A 17,158-nucleotide genomic window follows, 5' to 3' on the forward strand; every position below is an offset into this window, starting at 1 on the left:
CGAGATCGCGAGCAGATAGTGGTTGTGCGTCGCGATCAGGTTGGCGACGGCGGCGTGCTCCTCCATGCCGGGGTAGAAGCGCCCGAGGGCGGTGTTGAAGAAGGTCAGGTAGGTGGGCGCGTTGTCGAGGAACGAGGAGAGCGTCCCGGTGATCCAGTAGTAGTGCCACGGATCGCGGCAGGTCCGGATGAGGCCGGCGAGCGCCCCCGCCTCGCCCGCCTTGAGGATCTCGAGCGCCGGCACGATCGTCATGAAGATGCCGGCGAACAGGTAGGCCACCTCGCGGATCGGGCCCCAGGTGAAATCGTTCTCGCGGCGCAGCTCCTTGCTCGTGGTCAGCAGCGAGATCAGCCCGCAGAGCACGATGATGACGTCACGGGCCAGATCCTGGAAGGCGAGGTCGACGCCGAGAATGTGCACGCTGCCGGCGTGCCACAGCCCGCTCATGAGCACCGCCCCGACGATTCCGCCGAGGAGGATGAAATTCCGCGCGCCGGCGATCTCGAGAGGCCGTTTCGGACCCTCTGCCGGGTGCGGGCCGTCCTGACGAAGTTCCCGCTGAACCAGCATCCTGTCGAGCACGTAGAAGAAGGCCAGCAGGATGCCGGCCACCATCAGCAACGGTCCCGGCATGTGAAGCAGCGTCCAGAAGAAGGGAACGGAGTGCAGGAACCCGAGGAACAGGGGCGGGTCGCCCAGGGGAGTGAGCGAGCCGCCGATGTTCGCCACCAGGAAGATGAAGAAGACCACGATGTGGGTCCGCGATCGCCGGTGGGCGTTCGCGCGGAGGATCGGCCGGATGAGGAGCATCGCCGCCCCCGTGGTGCCGACCAGCGAAGCGAGCACCGTCCCGATGGCAAGGAGGACCGTGTTGACCGCCGGGGTTCCCCGGGGGGTGCCCCGCACCACGATGCCCCCGGCGACGGTGAACAGACCCCACAAGAGGATGATGAACGGCACGTAATCGACGAGGTAGATGTGCACGATCGCGTGCACCGCCTCCATCCGGTAGCTCAGGAGGAACGGCACCGCCAGAAGGAGGGCCCACATGGCCGCCACCTTCGGGTAGTGGTCGTGCCAGAAGCGGGTCGCGGCGACCGGAAGCACGGCGATCGACAGGAGGATTCCCGCGAACGGTATGACCGACCAGAGAGGAAGCCTCGATCCCAGGTGCGTGGCGGCCTCGGCGGCCGCCGCGCCCTCGCCGGCCAAGGCGGGCGCCCCGCCACAGAGCAGGAGCGCGGCGAGCGGGCCCAGGATCGTGGACGGGCGTCTCGCGGGCATCGGAGGCGGCCTCCTTTCGGACCGTCACGCCTTCCCGGGGGCCGGGTCGACGCGGCGGAAAGAGCGCATTGTATAGACTGGTTCGCGCCGCGATGCGAGGCCGCGCCCGGCGCCCTCCGTTCGCGGCGCGGTCGGAACCGCCGGCGCCCGCCACGCGGGTGCGCCGGAGCGGGGCGGTGTTAGCCTTGCCTGACCGCCGGCAGGCCCGGCGGACGGGGACGGACGCCTTGGGAGCGGAGCCGTTGTTGGCCGTCGAGGGTCTGCGCGTGGAGTTCCCGCGCGCGGGCCGGATCGTCCGCGCCGCCGATGCGGTCTCCTTCACCGTCGGCCGCGGCGAGGTCGTCGGCCTCGTCGGCGAGTCCGGCTGCGGCAAGACCGCCACCGCGCTGGGGCTCGTGAGGCTCGTTCCTCCTCCCGGCCGGGTCGTCGACGGAGCGGTCCGGCTCGAGGGGACGGAGATCCTCTCGCTGTCGGAGCGCGAAATCCGTCGCTACCGCGGCGCCGGGATCGCCTACGTGCCGCAGGAGCCGGGAGCCGCGCTGAACCCCGTACTGAAGGTGGGCACGCAGATCGTCGACGTCATCCGCGCGCACCGGCACGTCCCCCGGAGCGAGGCCTGGGCGGAGGCCGTCGAGGCGCTGCGACGGGTGGGCATCCCCGACCCGGAGCGCAGGGCCCGCGAGTACCCGCACCAGTTCTCCGGCGGGATGAAGCAGCGGGCCCTGATCGCGCTGGCCCTCGCGGCGCGCCCGAAGGTCCTCGTCGCCGACGAGCCGACCACCGCGTTGGACGTCACCCTCCAGGCGGGGATTCTCGACCTCATCCGCTCGCTGGTCGAGGAGGGCCGGCTCCTCGGAGTGCTCCTCGTGACGCACGATCTCGGCGTCGTGGCGGCCCTGTGCGACCGGGTGCTGGTGATGTACGCGGGCCGGATCGTGGAGCGCGCCGGCGTGCGCGACCTCTTTACCGACCCGAGGCACCCGTACACGCGGGCGCTCCTGGCGAGCGTGCCGCGGCCGGAGGGGCGCCGCGGCCGCCTGGCGGCGATCCCCGGTCAGGTGCCGGACCTGGCCGATCTTCCGCCGGGGTGCGCCTTCCACCCGCGGTGCCCGCTGGCCCAGGAGAGGTGCCGCGAGCGGGTCCCGGACCTCGAACCCGCCGGCGGCGAGCGCGCCGTGGCCTGCCTGCTGGCCGAGCCGGTCGGGGCAGGGGAGGGCCGGTGACGGCGCCCCTGCTCGAGGTGCGCGGGCTCGTCAAGCACTTTCCCGTGCAGGGAGGGTGGTGGGGACCGCGCGCCCTCGTGCGCGCGGTCGATGGGGTCGATCTCGACGTCGGCCGGGGGGAGATTGTCGGGCTGGTCGGGGAGTCGGGGTCGGGAAAGACGACCCTCGGCAGGGCGGTGCTGCGGCTGCTCGAGCCGACGGCGGGTTCCGTGCGTTTCGACGGGATCGACCTGCTCGCGCTCCGGCCCCGGGAGCTGCGGCGCCTCCGGAGGCGGCTGCAGATCGTTTTCCAGGACGCCTCCACCGCGCTCAATCCTCGGATGCGCGTCAGGAGCCTGGTCGGGGAGCCCCTCGTGATCCACGGAATGGCGCGGGGGCGCGAACTCACCGAGCGCGTGGTGGCGCTCCTGGAGGAGGTCGGGCTGGACGCCGGCGCGCTGGACCGTTACCCGCACGAGTTTTCGGGCGGCCAGCGGCAGCGGATCGGGATCGCCCGGGCCCTTGCCGTGCGTCCCGAATTCGTCGTCCTCGACGAGCCGGTCTCCGCGCTCGACGTCTCGGTCCAGGCCCAGATCGTCAACCTCCTCCTCGAGCTGCAGGAAAAGCACCGGATGGCCTACCTGTTCATCAGCCACGACCTGGCGCTGATCGGGCATCTCTGCGACCGGATCGCCGTGATGTACCTCGGCCGGATCGTCGAGGAGGCGCGGGCGGCGGCGCTGCTCCGGGCGCCGCGCCACCCCTACACGAGAGCGCTGTTCGCGGCGGTGCCGCCCCCCGATCCCGAAAGGGCCCGGCGGCTCCGGGCGCCTCTCCCCGGGGAAATGCCGTCCCCGGTGGACCTGCCGCCGGGATGCCGGTTCCACCCGCGGTGTCCCCACGCCGAAGCGGCCTGCCGCGACCGGGACCCGGAGCTGAGGGAGATCGGCGCGGGCCACCGGGTGGCCTGCCACCTCGCCGAGACCCTGCCGGAGACGCCGCCCGTGGCGCGCCCGGCGACGAGCGGGCCGTCCGCCGAGCGGACGGCGCAGGAGGGCGAAGTCCAATGAAGCGATGGCATCGGACGATGGCCGCGGCGCTCGCCGCCGCGTGGACTCTGGCCGGCGGCGCGGGAGCGCAGGCGGAGGTCGGCACCGAGGGTCCGTGGCGTCTCTCGCTCGCCGACGCGGTGCAAATGGCGCTCGAGAACAACCTCGATCTGGCGGTGGGCCGGATCGAGCCGGAGCGGGCCCGCGAGTCGGTCGTGATCGCGCAGTCCGCCTTCGATCCCTCGTTCTCGGCCGGCGTCACGTGGAACGAACAGCAGCAGGAGCCGCGCAGCAGCGTCTCGCCCGAGTCGCAGACGGTGAAGGCGGTGACGCTCACCTACACCGATCCGCTCAGCACCGGCGGCCAGTGGTCCGCGCAGCTCAGCCACGGGGAGTTCTCCCAGACGTTCCCGGTGATCGGGAACGTGCAGATCCCGGCGGTCCCGAGCAGCTTCTCGACCTCGCTCACCCTGTCGATGCAGCATTCCCTGCTGCGGAACCTCGGGCTGTCGGTCAACAAGACCTCGATCGAACAGGCGCGGAACAGTCTGAAAATCTCGGAGGAGCAGTTCCGGGATCTCGTGATCCGCACCGTACAGCAGGTGGAAAACGCCTACTGGGACCTGGTCGGGACCCGCAAGCAGCTCGAGGTGGCGCAATCGTCGCTCGATCTCGCGAAAGATTTCCTCGAGCAGACCAAGATCCGCGTCGAGGTGGGGACGCTGCCGCCGATCGATATCACTCAGGCCAAAGCCGAGGTGGCGAGCCGGGTTCAGGACGTGATCGCCGCCGAGAACCGGGTGCGGGACGCCGAGGACGTGCTGCGCGCTCTCCTCCGCGTTCCGGAGGACTCGGAGAACTGGCAGCGGGAGATCCTGCCCACGGACGAGCCGGGCTTCTCGCCGGCGCCGGTCGACGCGGAGGCGGCGATCCGCACCGCCCTGGACCGGCGGTTCGAGGTCATCCAGGCCCGGCTGGCGCTCCGGAACGAGGAGCTCGGAGAGCGCTTCTACCGCAACCAGTTGAAGCCGGACCTGCGGATCAACGGCGACTACACCGTGACCGGGAACAACTTCGAGTTCGTCCCGCGAATCATCGACGGGAACGTCGTGGTGGTCACGGAGGTCGGCGGCCGCAGCGACTCCTTCTCGGAACTCCAGGACTTCGACAACACCAACTGGACCGTCAGCCTGAATTTCGTCCTCCCGGTCGGCAACCGGCGGGCCCGCGCCGACCATGCCCGCGCGCGGATGGCGGTGGAGCAGGCCCGGCTCAGGCTCGAGGCGGCGCGCCAGCAGATCCGGGTCGAGGTGCGCCAGGCGGTCAGGAGCGTCGAGACGGCGGCGCGCCAGGTCCAGGCGGCGCGGGCCAACCTGGAGTTGCAGCGCGAGAAGCTGGAAGCGGAGCAGAAGCGCTACGAGAACGGGCTGTCCACCGCCTACCAGGTGCTCCAGTTCCAGAACGACCTCCGGGTCGCCGAGAGCCAGGAGATCGCCGCGATCATCGACTACAACAAGGCGCTGACCGATCTCGAGCGGGCGCAGGCCACCCTCCTCGAGGCGCGTGGGATCGAACTTCCCTGATACGCACCCCGGAAGCTCCGGCCGGCCCGCGGCCGCTCGCCCGCCGCCTGCCACGGTCTTCGCGGGCTGCGCCCCTCCGGGCGCCGCGACGTTCAGCCCGCGCGTCGAGCCGCGGCGGAGCCCCCGGGGACACCGCCCCGGCGTTCCCCGACGCTCTGTCCGGAGCGGCGACCCGTGCGGCGCCCCCCGCCGCCCACCTCCGTTTTTCCGCGTGGCGGCGCCCCTCCGCACGTCGGTCCTCTTCCACCGCGCTTTTCGGGTGCAGCGGCGCCCCTCGGGGCGCCGCCGCGGCGGTCCGGGGAGGGCACGGCGGAGGTGCGGTGAAGGACCCGCTGGGCGTGGGGATGGCGCCCGTCGCTGGCTTGACAGCCCTCAGGGCCGCCCGTATTCTCGCGGCGCTCGTGTAAAGAGGTGCGCGTTGCGGCCTGCCGGAAGGCCCGCGCGCGCCGCACCCGCGCGGCGGCCCGCCCAGGATCGGCGGGCAGCGCGGAGCGGACCCAGATTCTCGGGACTCTCTGATGGCCCCGCGGATCGCGATGCGGGCGCCGGCTCTTCCGGCGGGCCGGAGCGCCCGCGGGATGCGGACGGGGCTGCCCGGCGCAGGCGGCGGGCCCTTTCGAGGAGGCAACGTGGGCGGTTTCGGCGGAACGCTCGTCTATTACTTCAACCAGGGCGGCATCGTGATGTGGCCGCTCCTGGGCCTGTCGATTCTGGGGCTTGTCGTGGTCCTCGAGCGCGGCTACACGCTGTACGTGAGGGCCAAGACGCGAACGGCGGAGCTGGTGGGCAAGGTGCGCCGGCTCGTGCAGGCCGGCGACATCGATCAGGCGATCAAGGCCTGCGACGTCTACAAGGGTCCTTCGGCGGCGATCATCAAGACGGCGCTTCTCCGCTGGGACGCCAATCGCGACGAGATGGAGAAGCTGCTGGAGACCGCGGCGCTGCACGAGATCGCCCGCCTCGAGCGCGGCGTGTGGATTCTCGCACTGATCTCCAACATCGCGCCCATTCTCGGCTTCCTCGGCACCGTCGTCGGCATGATCATGTCGTTCGACGTGATCGCGGCGGAGGGGCTGAACAACCCCGGCAAGGTCGCCAAGGGCATCTCGGTCGCGCTGATCACCACGGCGGGCGGCCTGATCGTCGCCGTGATGATGCTGCCGTTCTACAACTTCTACATGACGAAGATCGCCGGCTACATCCGGGAGATGGAGACGACGGCCAACATCTTGCTCGAGGTTCACGAGCAGAACCGGAAGTGACGCGGCGGGCGAGATGGCTTTCAAGCACAAGGCGAAGAAGATCGAGGCGTTCATCCCGACCGCCTCGATGGCCGATATCGCCTTCCTCCTGATCATCTTCTTCATGGTGACGACGCAGTTTCACGTGGACCGGAGCCGCGTCGAGCTGCCGAAGTCGTCGTTCCGCGAGGAGGTGCCGAAAGGATCGGCCTACGTCGTCATCGACGAGGAGCCGAAGGGCAGCCAGCAGTACCTCTACAAGTTCTCCGACGGGAAGAGCACTTCGCACCCCGTTGCCGACCTGTCGGAGATGGAGATCGAGGTCAACAGCGTCGCCGGCGTCGACCCCACGCGCCCCTTCGTGATCAAGGCGGAAGGCGACACGCCCTATCAGATGATCGACGACGTGATCGACATGTTGCGCCGGGCGGGTGTCGAGGAAATCATCCTCCTCACCAACCAGCGCACCGTCGAGGACGTCTCCTGAGCCGACGAGGCCGGCCGGTCGTGGCGGCATGAACGGCCCCACTGAGGCCGCGGAGCAGGACGGTGGAGATACGGGACAAGGTGAAAAGGCCGGAGGCGGAGATCTCGTCGGCGTCGATGGCCGACATCGCCTTCCTCCTGATCATCTTCTTCATGGTGACGGCCGTCTTCTCGGCCACGAAGGGGCTCGATTTCAAGCTCCCGAAGGAGGAGCAGCAGAATCGGGCGGTCGAGGAGGAGGAGGCGATCTTCTTCAAGGTCCTGGAGGACGGCAGCTTCCTGATGGATTGCCGGCCGGCGACCCTGGACGAGGTTCTTCCCTACATCGCTCCGAAGCTCGAGCGCTGGCCCGACAAGCCGATCATCATCTACACTAGACCCGACGCGCCCTACAAGGCGATGGTCAACGTCTACGACGTCCTGATGCAGTCGACGCAACCGGTGGAGAAAGGAGGTCTCGGGCTGAAGAAGGTCCCGAACATCTCCATCCCGACCCAGACGGAGGTCCGGGAGTACGAGCGCTTGTTCGGGGTCAACCCGTTCGAGCAGCAGTGCTGAGCGGGAGGGGGACGGAGAGCGCCATGACGGACCGGACACCCCCTCAGGGCCAGGCACCCAGGCCGGCGCCGGCGGCCGCCGGCGGGGCAGGCTCGGGCGAGCTCGTCAGCGAGATCTTCCTGCACGAGGAGTTCGCCGACGTCGGTTTCAAGAACAACTGGCCCTTCTGGCTGATCGCCGGGCTGATCCACCTGGTGATCTTCATGATCACCTTCCCCGAGATCAAGTTCCAGCCGCCGGCGGTCTCCGCCAATCGCAAGGTTCTCACCGTCCGGAAGTACACGCCGCCCCCTCCGAAGCAGCAGCCGAAGAAGAAGATCGAGAAGAAGCTCACGAAGAAGGTGCCGATCCCCGATCCCACGCCGGAGGAGCCCGAGCCGATCATCGAGCCGGAGCCGCCGCCGGAGCCGGAGCCGCTTCCGGACGACGTGGAGATCGTCCTGGGGGACCCGGAGCCGCCGCCGATGACAGGGCCGCTGATGCCCGGCATCGGAGGGGTGACGTCGCCCGAGCTGATCCCGGAGACCAAAGTCGAGCCGGAGTACCCGGAGTTGGCCCGGAAGGCGAGGATCGAGGGGAAGGTGATTCTCCGGGCGGTGATCCGGAAGGACGGTACGGTGGGCGACATCGAGGTTCTGCGCGCCCCGATGCCGGACCTCGGTTTCACCGAGGCGGCGATCGCCGCTGTGCGGCAGTGGCGCTACCGCCCCGGCGTGCAGAACGGCCGTCCCGTGGACGTCTACCTGACGGTCACCGTGAACTTCACGCTCCAGTGAGGCCGAGGGCGAAGGCTTACGAATCGGTAATGTTTCGTTTGACAAATCGCTGCCGCGGTGCGACAAAAGAAATGCCGCACCGCGTCGTAAGGCCGCCCGCGCCCGACCGGTCCGGCGCGGAGACGGAGCCGGGCCCCCGCCATGGGATCGGGGCCGGCGCCGAGCCCAGGAGGCAGCCGTGAAAGACGCCAGAAACGGACTTCCCGTCGTGGTCGGAGCCCTCGTCGCGCTCCTCTGCGTCTCGCTCGCCGTTCCGCCGGCGCTGGCGGACTACGAGCAGGCGATGTCGTACTTCCGGCAAAAGAAGTACGTGGAGGCGGCGGCCGAGTTCGAGGCCCTCCTGAGCAACGCTCCCGACTGGGACTACGGCTATTTCATGCTCGGGACCTGCTACCTCCAGCTTCGCAAGTACCGGGACGCGGAGCAGCAGTACCGGAAAGCCATCGAGCTCAACAACAGCAAGTTCCCCTACCACCTGAACCTCGCCCAAGCGCTGCTCCAGCTCAAGAAGTACGACGACGTCGTCGTGACCCTGGACCGGGCCGAGGACCTCGCCGCCACGGACCGCGAGAAGCGGCTTCTGAGGAAGTTCCGCGGCCTGGCCCTGGCACGGGTGAAGGACTACGCCCGGGCGATCGAGGACTTGAATGCGGTGAACGACGGCAAGGACTACGCCGTCGCCGCCGAGCTCGGCCGGGTGTGCTACACCGTGGGCAAGTACGCGTGCGCGGTCAAGGCCCTGGAGCAGGCCATCGCCTTGAAGAAGGACGACGCGCGGTCCCTCAAGCTGCTGTCCCAGGCCCACCTCGAATCGGCCCGGAAGAGCACCGCCAAGGCGCAGAAGGCCGCCGAATACCGGAAGGCGGCCGAGGCGGCGCGGCGCCTGCTCGCCCTCGAGCCGGATTCGACGGAGGGGCACGAACTGCTCGGGGCCGCGCTGCTCGGCGCGGACGACTTCGCCGGGGCCATCGCCGAGTTCGAGGCGGTCCTGGCGCGGGAGCCGAAGAACTGCACGGCGATGCTCAACATCGCCCAGGCCTACCCCAAGCTGGAGAAATGGGACAAGGTGCTCGAGTGGGGAAAGAAGGCCGCGGAGTGCGACCCGAAGAGCTATCTCGCCTACAACCAGATCGCCTTCGCCTACAACAAGATGCACCGCTGGGACGACGCGGAGGCGGCTGCGTCGAAAGCCCTGTCGCTGAAGGACAACCCCAGCTCGCGCCAGCAGCTCGAGATCGCCCGGAAGGGCCGGGAGGCGGAGGAGACGAACCGCCGGGCGGAAGCGGAGCGGATCGCCTACGAGAAGGCCCTCGAGGAGCAGCGCCGGCGGGAGGAGGAGGAACGCCGGCGGATCGAGGAGTACAAGATCCGTACCGGCCAGGCCGGGACATCCAAGCCGGACGCGAAGAGCGGCGGGGAGGGGGGCGGCGGCGCCCCCTGAGGCCCGCGGATCCCCCGTCCGCGCCCCCCGAGCCGGTTGGCCGGGGGGCGCCTTCGTGTATAACCTCTCCCCTCTCTCGGATTCGTTGACAGCCGGACGGGCGGATTGCTAGCATCCCGGACCCTGTCCGAGCCGGCGGCGCGCGGAGGGTGGGTGCGGCCGGCCCCTTCAGGCCGCGGAGGCGTTCCCGCATGAGCGACAGCGCCTGGGGTCTGCTCTTCCTCGCCGTTCTCGCGGTGGCGATGCCGGCGGGGATGATCGTCGTGTCGTGGGTGGCCGGACGGCCGCGCACGGGCAGTCTGACGGACGTCACCCCCTACGAGTGCGGCAAGAAGCCGTTCACCTCGGCGAGGCGCCGCTACTCGGTCGGCTTCTATCTCATCGCGATGCTCTTCATCGTCTTCGACATCGAGGCGGCTTTCCTCTATCCGTGGGCGCTGCAGCTCGGCGACGCCGCCGCCGAAGTCGGTCGCGGCTTCGTCCTCGCGGAGATGCTGGTCTTCCTGACGATCGTGATCGCCGGGTTCGTCTACGTGTGGGCGCGTGGCGCCCTGGATTGGGAGAGCTGAGGGTGTCCGGAGCGTTCGACAGCTATCCCGGAAAGGGTGAGTTCTGGGACATCGGCCCGACCGCGGACAGACTCCGCCAGGAATTCCCGGATGCCGTGCTCGAGGTCCGCGATTTCCGCGGGGAACGGACCGTGGTGGTCGCCCGGGAAAAGCTGTTCGAAGTGCTCGCCTTTCTTCGCGACGATCCGGAGACCGACTTCGACTTCCTCACCGACGTGACGGCTGTCCACTGGCCGGCCCGCGAAGAGCCGTTCGACATCGTCTACCACCTCTATTCGATGTCCCGGAATCGGCGACTCCGGGTGAAGTGCCGGGTGCCCGATCCACCCACCGTCCCGAGCGTCGTCGCCCTGTGGCCCACGGCGAACTGGCTCGAGCGCGAGTGCTACGACATGTTCGGCGTCACCTTCGAGGGGCATCCCGATCTGCGGCGCATCCTGATGCCCGAGGATTACGAGGGCTGGCCGCTGCGCAAGGAGTTCCCGCTCAAATGCTGAGGGCCGGCGCGGTTCAGGCTGCGGGAGGTGAACGGTGAGCGATTCGCTACTCCGCGACGGGTCGGCGGCCGGCGACCGCGAGGGCACCATCACCATCAACATGGGGCCCTCGCACCCCTCGACGCACGGCGTGCTCCGCCTCGTGCTCGAACTCGAGGGCGAGGAAGTCCGAAGCTGCAAGGCCGATATCGGCTACCTGCACCGTGGCTTCGAGAAGATCGCCGAGAACAAGACGTGGCAGCAGTTCATCACCTGGACCGACCGTATGGACTACCTTGCGCCGGCGTCGAACAACGTCGCGTACGTCCTGGCGGTCGAGAAGCTGCTGGGCCTGGACGTGCCTCCCCGGTGCAAGGCCCTCCGGGTGGTTCTCTGCGAGATGTCGCGGATCTCGGCGCACCTCTTGTGGCTGGGAACCCACGCCCTCGATCTCGGGGCCGCCACGGTCTTTTTCTACACCTTCCAGCAGCGCGAGATCCTCTACGACCTGTACGAGAAGCTGACCGGCGCCAGGCTCACCACCTCGGCACAGCGGATCGGCGGCATGTCTCGCGACACGCCCGAGGGGTGGCTCGACGAGGTGCGCGAGTTCACGCGACAGGTCGTCCCGGTGATCGATGAGTGCGAACGCCTGCTGACGCGCAATCGCATCTGGGTCGAGCGGACCCGCGACATCGGGGTTCTGAGCGCCGAAGATGCGATCGCCTTCGGCTGCACCGGTCCGGTGTTGCGCGGATCGGGCGTGGAGTGGGATCTCCGCAAGGCACAGCCCTACCTCGGCTACGAGCAGTACGACTTCGAGATTCCCGTCGGCACGGTCGGTGACGTCTACGATCGCTATCTCGTCCGCATGGAAGAGATGCGGCAGTCGGTCAGGATCATCGAGCAGGCCCTGGACAACATGCCGGAGGGCCCGATCAACGCCGACGCCCCGAAGGTCGTGCTCCCTCCGAAGGAAAAGGTCCTGACATCGATGGAGGACCTCATTCACCACTTCATCATCCTGACAGAGGGAATCAAGCCCCCGGTCGGCGAGGTTTACCATGCGATCGAGGCGCCTAAGGGGGAACTCGGTTTCTACATCGTCAGCGACGGGGCGAACTCGGCTTACCGGTGCCGTATCCGGCCGGCCGCATTCGTGAACCTGCAGGTGATCGAGAAGATCGCGGTGGGACAAATGGTGCCGGACGTCGTCGGAATCATCGGCAGCCTCGACCCGGTGATGGGAGAGGTCGACCGCTGAGGCGGACGGCAGGGAGCGGGACGTGTACGGGCAGGAATTCGAGCGCCGGGCCGAAGAGATCGTCGCGCGCTACCCACAGCCGCGCGGCGCGGTGATGCCGCTTCTCCATCTCGTCCAGGAGCAGAAGGGATTCATCCCCCCGGACGCCGAGGAGTGGATCGCCCGGCGTCTCGGGCTGACGCCCTCGTTCGTGCACGGTGTGACGACCTTCTACACCATGTACAGGACGGCGCCGTGCGGCGAGTACCTCATCCAGCTGTGCACGACGGTCTCGTGCATGTTGAGGGGCTGCGATCACGTCCTCGAGCACATCAAGAACAGGCTCGGGATCGAGGTGGGCGAGACGACACCCGACGGCAAGTTCACGCTCGTCACGGTCGAGTGTCTGGGCTCGTGCGGCACGGCGCCGATGATGCAGGTGAACGACGACTACTACGAGGACATGGACATCGAGCGCGTCGATGCCCTGTTGGACGCGCTCGCGGCCGGGCGGGAACCGCCGTTCCCGCCGGGTCCAGGACCGAAGCGCGTCCTCGTCGGGGACTAGCCGGGGACGCGCGGGCTTCCGGCGGCACCGCCGGGCCGAGGACGGGAGGAGATGGAGAAGGTTCTGACGCGGAACGTCGGCATCGCCGACTCGCACCGGCTGGAAACCTACCGCGCCCGCGGCGGTTACCGGGCGCTGGAGAAGGCGTGCCGGATGGAGCCGGACGAGATCGTCGGCGCCGTGAAGACCTCCGGTCTGCGGGGCCGCGGGGGTGCCGGTTTCCCGACAGGCGTGAAGTGGTCGTTCATGCCGAAGGAGCCGCATCCCGATCGGCCCCACTACCTCGTGTGCAATGCGGACGAATCGGAGCCCGGCACGTTCAAGGACCGCCTCCTGATCGAAAACGACCCGCACCTTCTCCTGGAGGGCTGCCTCATCGCAGCCAGGGCCGTGCGGTCGAGCAAGGTCTTCATCTATATCCGCGGAGAGTACGTCCTCGGCGCCCGGCGTCTCGAGCAGGCGGCGGCGGAGGCGCGGGAAGCCGGGATCATCGGACAGGACATCTTCGGATCGGGATGGTCCTGCGACATCGTCGTCCATCGCGGCGCCGGTGCCTACATCTGCGGCGAGGAGACCGCGCTGCTCGACTCCCTGCAGGGCGGCCGCGGCAACCCCCGGCTCAAGCCGCCGTTCCCCGCCCAATACGGCATCTACGGCATGCCCACGACGGTCAACAACGTCGAGACTCTCTGCTGCGTGCCGCTGATCATCGAGCGGGGAGCCGACTGGTTCAAGTCGATCGGCCCGGACGAGCGCAACACCGGCCCCAAGCTCTACTGCCTGTCGGGGCACGTCAAGCGCCCTGGCGTGTACGAGGCGCCGATGGGGATCGAGCTTCTCGAGCTGATCGAGGAGTTCGGCGGCGGGATGCTCCGGGAGGGGCGGAAGCTCAAGGCGGTGATCCCCGGGGGATCGTCCGTGCCGGTGCTGCGGGCCGAGGAGTGCCAGGGGCTGAGAATGGATTTCGATTCCCTGGCCAAGGCGGGCACGATGCTCGGCTCGGCCGGCACCATGGTCATGGACGAGACCACCGACATGGTCGCGGTCATGGAGCGGATCGCCCACTTCTACGCCCACGAAAGCTGCGGGCAGTGCACGCCTTGCCGCGAGGGGACCGGCTGGCTGCTGAAGATCCTGCACCGGATCCGGAGCGGGAGAGGCCGTCCCGAGGATCTGGACCTGCTCGACTCGGTCGCCGGACACATGATGGGCACCACCATTTGCCCGCTCGCGGATGCAGCGGCGATGCCCTGCCGGTCCTTCGTGAGCAAGTTCCGCGAGGAGTTCGAACACTACATCCGGCACGGTCGAAGCATGACCGCTACGGCATGAGGGGCTTGCCATGACCGCTGCGACCGCGACGAGGTGGCCCACCGATCGCCGGCCGGAAGAGCCGCGCTGAGCCGCTGCGAGGCTGCCGATGCCAAAGTTCACGATCGACGGCCGTGAGCTCGAGGTCCCGGAGGGGACGACGATCATGCAGGCGGCGCATGCTGCCGGCATCCCTATCCCGCACTACTGCTACCACCCGGGATTGTCGATCGCCGGTAACTGCCGGATCTGCCTCGTCGAGGTGGAGAAGTTCCCGAAGCCGGCGATCGCCTGCAACACGGTCGTGACCGACGGAATGGTCGTGCGGACACAGGCCTCGTCGGAGAAGGTCAAGGAGTGGCAGGAATCCGTGATGGAGTTCCTGCTCATCAACCATCCGCTCGACTGCCCCATCTGCGACCAGGCCGGCGAGTGCAAACTGCAGGACTACTCGTTCAAGCTGGGCCGCCCCACCACCCGGTTCGTCGAGGAAAAGGAACACGGGCCGAAGCGCAGGATCCTCGGCCCCCATGTGGTCTTCGACTGGGAGCGCTGCATCAAGTGCACTCGCTGCATCCGGTTCTGCCGGGAAGTCACGGGGACCGGTGAGCTCGGCATGTTCCTCAGGGGAGTCAAGGAGGAGATCGGCGTTTTCCCGGGGCGTCCGCTGGAGAACCCCTACTCGGGCAACGTCGCCGATGTCTGCCCGGTCGGCGCTCTGACGATCAAGGACACCCGCTTCATGCCGCGGGTCTACTTCGTCAGCGACGTTCCCTCGGTCTGCCCCGGATGTGCCCGCGGCTGCTCCGTCCACCTGGGGGTTTTCCGGAACCAGATCGTCCGGATCACCCCGCGGGAAAACCAGGCGATCAATCGCTGGTGGATCTGCGACGAGGGCCGGCTATGGGGCCGCAGGCTGGAGCGAGCCGCGGCGAACCGGCTGTCGGGGGTCCGCGGACCGGCCGCGGAAGCAGCCGATCCGTGGGCGGAGGCCGTCCGAGCCGGGGCCGAGATCCTGCGCGGCTCCGCGGGGCGGGTCGCGGTCGTCGCATCGCCGCGGGCGGGTTTGGAGGAGACCTTCCTGCTGGCGCGGCTCGCGTCCGGACCCCTCGGCGGCGCTCCCGTGTATCTCCCGCGGCACGAGCGGGGGGAGGATGACGACCTGCTCATCCGAGCGGACAAGAGCCCGAACCGGCGTGGCGTCGAGCTCCTCCTCGAGGCGCTCTGCGGCGGAGCCAGGCCGATCGACGAGCTGAGAGGAGCTCTCGGCGACGGGCGCTTCGAGACCGTCCTCGCCCTCGGACCGGGGCTCGTGGGCCCCGTGGACGGCGAGCCGGAGGTGCTCCCGGAGGAGGCGCTCCGGCGCGCGCCGAACCGGATCGTGATCGACGCCCACCGCTCCGGTTTCAGCGAGGCAGCCACGCTTCTGCTCCCGTCGGCCGCTTTCGCCGAGTACGATGCGACCTACGTCAACTTCGCCGGCCGCGTGCAGGCGGCGCCCAAAGGGCTCACCCCGCACGCCGACTGCCGGCCACCGTACATGCTGCTGGCCGATCTGTACGAGCACCTCACCGGGGATCCGGCTCCCGCGCACGACAGCGTTCACACGTTGATCTCGGAGACCGTGCCGGCGTTCGCGGGGATCGTCTGGGACGATCTCCCGGGCTCGACGGGGGCCGATCTGGCCGGCGCCGACGCGGCCGCACACGCCTGCCGCGTCACCGGCGCCGCCGCCGACATGCTGGCCCGCGGCTGGCGGGAGCTGCCCGCCAGCCCCAGGGGGAAGCCGCCGTGGGTGTGGTGATCGCGAGCTTCGTGAAGGTCTTCGTCGTCGTCAACCTGCTGATGGTGGCGGTGATGGCGATGACCTGGGTCGAGCGGCGCGGCTCGGCGTTCATTCAGCGGCGCCTGGGGCCGAACCGCGTCGGGCCGTTCGGCCTCCTCCAGCCCGTGGCCGACGGGATCAAGTTCCTCTTCAAGGAAGACATCGTCTCGCCGATGACCCATCGGCCCACCTACATCGCCGCCCCCGCGATCGCGCTCGCGGCGGCCCTGTGCGGTTTCGCGGTCATCCCGTTCGGGAGCGCTCTGCAGGTGGGCGGCCTCCGCGTTCCGCTCGTCATCGCCGACATCGAGGTGGGCGTGCTCTTCCTGCTCGCGGCCTCGAGCCTGGGCGTCTACGGGATCATCGTGGGCGGCTGGGCGTCGAACAACAAGTACTCGCAGCTCGGCGGGCTGCGCTCCTCGTCCCAGATGATCTCCTACGAGCTGGCGCTGGGTCTGGCCGTGATCGCGGTCGTCATCGTGAGCCGGTCCCTGCGCCCCGTCGAGATCGTCCGCCTCCAGGCCGAGGGGTGGTGGAACCTCGTCTACATGCCCCTGGGCTTCCTGGTGCTCGTCGTGGCCGGCTTCGCGGAGACGAACCGCCTGCCGTTCGACCTGCCGGAGGCCGAATCCGAGCTCGTCGCCGGCTACCACACCGAGTACTCGTCGATGAAGTTCTCGATGTTCTTCATGGCGGAGTACATCGCGATGGTCACGATCTCGGGGCTGATCACGACCCTGTATCTGGGCGGCTATTCGGTCCCGGCGTTCGTCCGCGTTCCCCTCGGCCTGCAGGGGAACCTGCTCGCGGTCGCGGAGATGCTCGTTTTCCTCGTCAAGGTGGCCGTCCTTCTCTGGCTCTTCGTCTGGGTTCGGTGGACGTTGCCGCGGTTCCGGTTCGACCAGCTGCTGCGGCTGGGTTGGAAGATGCTCATCCCGCTCGGGTTCGTCAACGTGATCTGGGCGGCGTTTCTCGTTTACATGGAGTGGGTCTGATGCTGGCGCTGGCGCACGCGTTGCCTCTCGCAGCGGCTTCGGCCGCGGGCGTTCCGTTCGTGTTGCTGGCCCTCGTGGCGGTGGCGACGGCGCTCGCCGTGGTGCTCCACCGGAATCCGGTCATCGAGGCGCTTTTCCTCGTGCTGCACCTGATGTCGATCGCGGGCCTGTTCGCGCTGCTCCACGCGCCGTTCCTCGCGATCCTGCAGGTTCTCCTCTATGCCGGGGCGGTGGTCGTCCTGATCGTCTTCGTCATCATGCTGCTGCGCCTCGAACCGGAGAGTCGGGGAGGCCCGGGGCTGCTCCCGCGCCTGGTGGCGTTCGCGCTGATTCTGATCTTCGTGGGGCTGATCGCACGGGCGGTGACCGGCTTCCCGCCGACCGATATCGGACCGTCCGGTGCCGCAGCGGACGGATTCGGTTCGGCGCGCCAGGTGGGGGAGGCTCTGTTCAATCGTTACTTCTATCCGTTCGAGGTGATCTCGCTGGCGCTGGTCGCGGCAATGGCCGGCGCCGTGCTGCTCGCCAAGCGGCGGCTGGAGGGCTGAGCG

17 protein-coding genes and 1 pseudogene are annotated in these 17,158 nt (G+C 68.8%); 16 read left to right on the forward strand and 2 right to left on the reverse strand.

The window, feature by feature from the left end; translation table 11 throughout:
- Positions 1 to 1,284 (reverse strand): sodium:proton antiporter (locus tag D6718_11760; protein RMG43555.1); only part of this gene is annotated, 1,284 nt, incomplete at its 3' end.
- 92 nt (positions 1,285 to 1,376) lie between these two features.
- Between D6718_11760 and D6718_11765 the strand changes: the two genes are divergently transcribed.
- The 6 genes from D6718_11765 (at position 1,377) to D6718_11790 (ending at position 7,403) form a co-directional block, all read left to right on the forward strand.
- A complete protein-coding gene (locus D6718_11765) occupies positions 1,377 to 2,507 on the forward strand; it encodes an ABC transporter ATP-binding protein (protein RMG43556.1) in 1,131 nt (376 codons plus the stop codon).
- Entirely contained in the window at positions 2,504 to 3,556 is a 1,053-nt protein-coding gene (locus tag D6718_11770) for an ABC transporter ATP-binding protein (protein RMG43557.1), read from the forward strand. Before D6718_11765 ends, D6718_11770 begins: the two co-directional genes overlap by 4 nt.
- The gene (locus tag D6718_11775; GenBank protein ID RMG43558.1) at positions 3,553 to 5,118 is read left to right on the forward strand and encodes a TolC family protein; all 1,566 of its coding nucleotides are present in this window, start codon (positions 3,553 to 3,555) and stop codon (positions 5,116 to 5,118) included. Before D6718_11770 ends, D6718_11775 begins: the two co-directional genes overlap by 4 nt.
- Before the next feature lie 518 nt (positions 5,119 to 5,636).
- Positions 5,637 to 6,380: a MotA/TolQ/ExbB proton channel family protein gene (locus D6718_11780; protein RMG43559.1), complete on the forward strand. Its 744-nt coding sequence runs from the start codon at positions 5,637 to 5,639 to the stop codon at positions 6,378 to 6,380.
- Positions 6,381 to 6,393: 13 nt separating this feature from the next.
- Positions 6,394 to 6,846 (forward strand): biopolymer transporter ExbD, encoded by a 453-nt coding sequence (locus D6718_11785; GenBank protein RMG43560.1) that lies wholly within the window; start codon positions 6,394 to 6,396, stop codon positions 6,844 to 6,846.
- Positions 6,847 to 6,908: 62 nt separating this feature from the next.
- On the forward strand, positions 6,909 to 7,403 hold the full coding sequence (locus tag D6718_11790; GenBank protein ID RMG43561.1) for a biopolymer transporter ExbD: 495 nt from the start codon (positions 6,909 to 6,911) through the stop codon (positions 7,401 to 7,403).
- Positions 7,404 to 7,743: 340 nt separating this feature from the next.
- Here D6718_11790 and D6718_11795 read toward each other — a convergent pair.
- Positions 7,744 to 7,833, reverse strand: a pseudogene (locus D6718_11795) (endoglucanase).
- Between the two features lie 34 nt (positions 7,834 to 7,867).
- Here D6718_11795 and D6718_11800 point away from each other — a divergent pair.
- From D6718_11800 to D6718_11845, 10 genes are all read left to right on the forward strand, one after another.
- Positions 7,868 to 8,179, forward strand: a complete 312-nt coding sequence (locus D6718_11800) for an energy transducer TonB (protein ID RMG43562.1) — start codon at positions 7,868 to 7,870, stop codon at positions 8,177 to 8,179.
- Between the two features lie 178 nt (positions 8,180 to 8,357).
- Complete coding sequence (locus D6718_11805; GenBank protein RMG43563.1) at positions 8,358 to 9,620, forward strand: tetratricopeptide repeat protein; 1,263 nt, start codon at positions 8,358 to 8,360, stop codon at positions 9,618 to 9,620.
- Positions 9,621 to 9,811: 191 nt separating this feature from the next.
- A complete protein-coding gene (locus D6718_11810) occupies positions 9,812 to 10,189 on the forward strand; it encodes an NADH-quinone oxidoreductase subunit A (protein RMG43564.1) in 378 nt (125 codons plus the stop codon).
- Positions 10,177 to 10,686, forward strand: a complete 510-nt coding sequence (locus tag D6718_11815; protein ID RMG43565.1) for an NADH-quinone oxidoreductase subunit C — start codon at positions 10,177 to 10,179, stop codon at positions 10,684 to 10,686. The genes D6718_11810 and D6718_11815 overlap by 13 nt, the downstream gene beginning before the upstream one ends.
- A 100-nt stretch (positions 10,687 to 10,786) precedes the next feature.
- Positions 10,787 to 11,929, forward strand: a complete 1,143-nt coding sequence (nuoD, locus tag D6718_11820; GenBank protein RMG43598.1) for an NADH dehydrogenase (quinone) subunit D — start codon at positions 10,787 to 10,789, stop codon at positions 11,927 to 11,929.
- A 22-nt stretch (positions 11,930 to 11,951) separates the two neighbouring features.
- A complete protein-coding gene (nuoE, locus tag D6718_11825; GenBank protein ID RMG43566.1) occupies positions 11,952 to 12,476 on the forward strand; it encodes an NADH-quinone oxidoreductase subunit NuoE in 525 nt (174 codons plus the stop codon).
- Positions 12,477 to 12,527: 51 nt separating this feature from the next.
- Positions 12,528 to 13,808: an NADH oxidoreductase (quinone) subunit F gene (gene nuoF, locus D6718_11830; protein RMG43567.1), complete on the forward strand. Its 1,281-nt coding sequence runs from the start codon at positions 12,528 to 12,530 to the stop codon at positions 13,806 to 13,808.
- Between the two features lie 88 nt (positions 13,809 to 13,896).
- The gene (locus D6718_11835; protein ID RMG43568.1) at positions 13,897 to 15,591 is read left to right on the forward strand and encodes an NADH-quinone oxidoreductase subunit G; all 1,695 of its coding nucleotides are present in this window, start codon (positions 13,897 to 13,899) and stop codon (positions 15,589 to 15,591) included.
- Positions 15,592 to 15,632: 41 nt separating this feature from the next.
- Positions 15,633 to 16,607 (forward strand): NADH-quinone oxidoreductase subunit NuoH, encoded by a 975-nt coding sequence (gene nuoH, locus D6718_11840; GenBank protein RMG43599.1) that lies wholly within the window; start codon positions 15,633 to 15,635, stop codon positions 16,605 to 16,607.
- Entirely contained in the window at positions 16,607 to 17,155 is a 549-nt protein-coding gene (locus D6718_11845) for an NADH-quinone oxidoreductase subunit J (GenBank protein RMG43569.1), read from the forward strand. The genes nuoH and D6718_11845 overlap by 1 nt, the downstream gene beginning before the upstream one ends.
- The last annotated feature ends 3 nt before the right edge of the window (positions 17,156 to 17,158 follow it).

This window comes from Acidobacteriota bacterium, from assembly GCA_003696075.1.
In the GTDB taxonomy this organism is placed as follows: domain Bacteria; phylum Acidobacteriota; class Polarisedimenticolia; order J045; family J045; genus J045.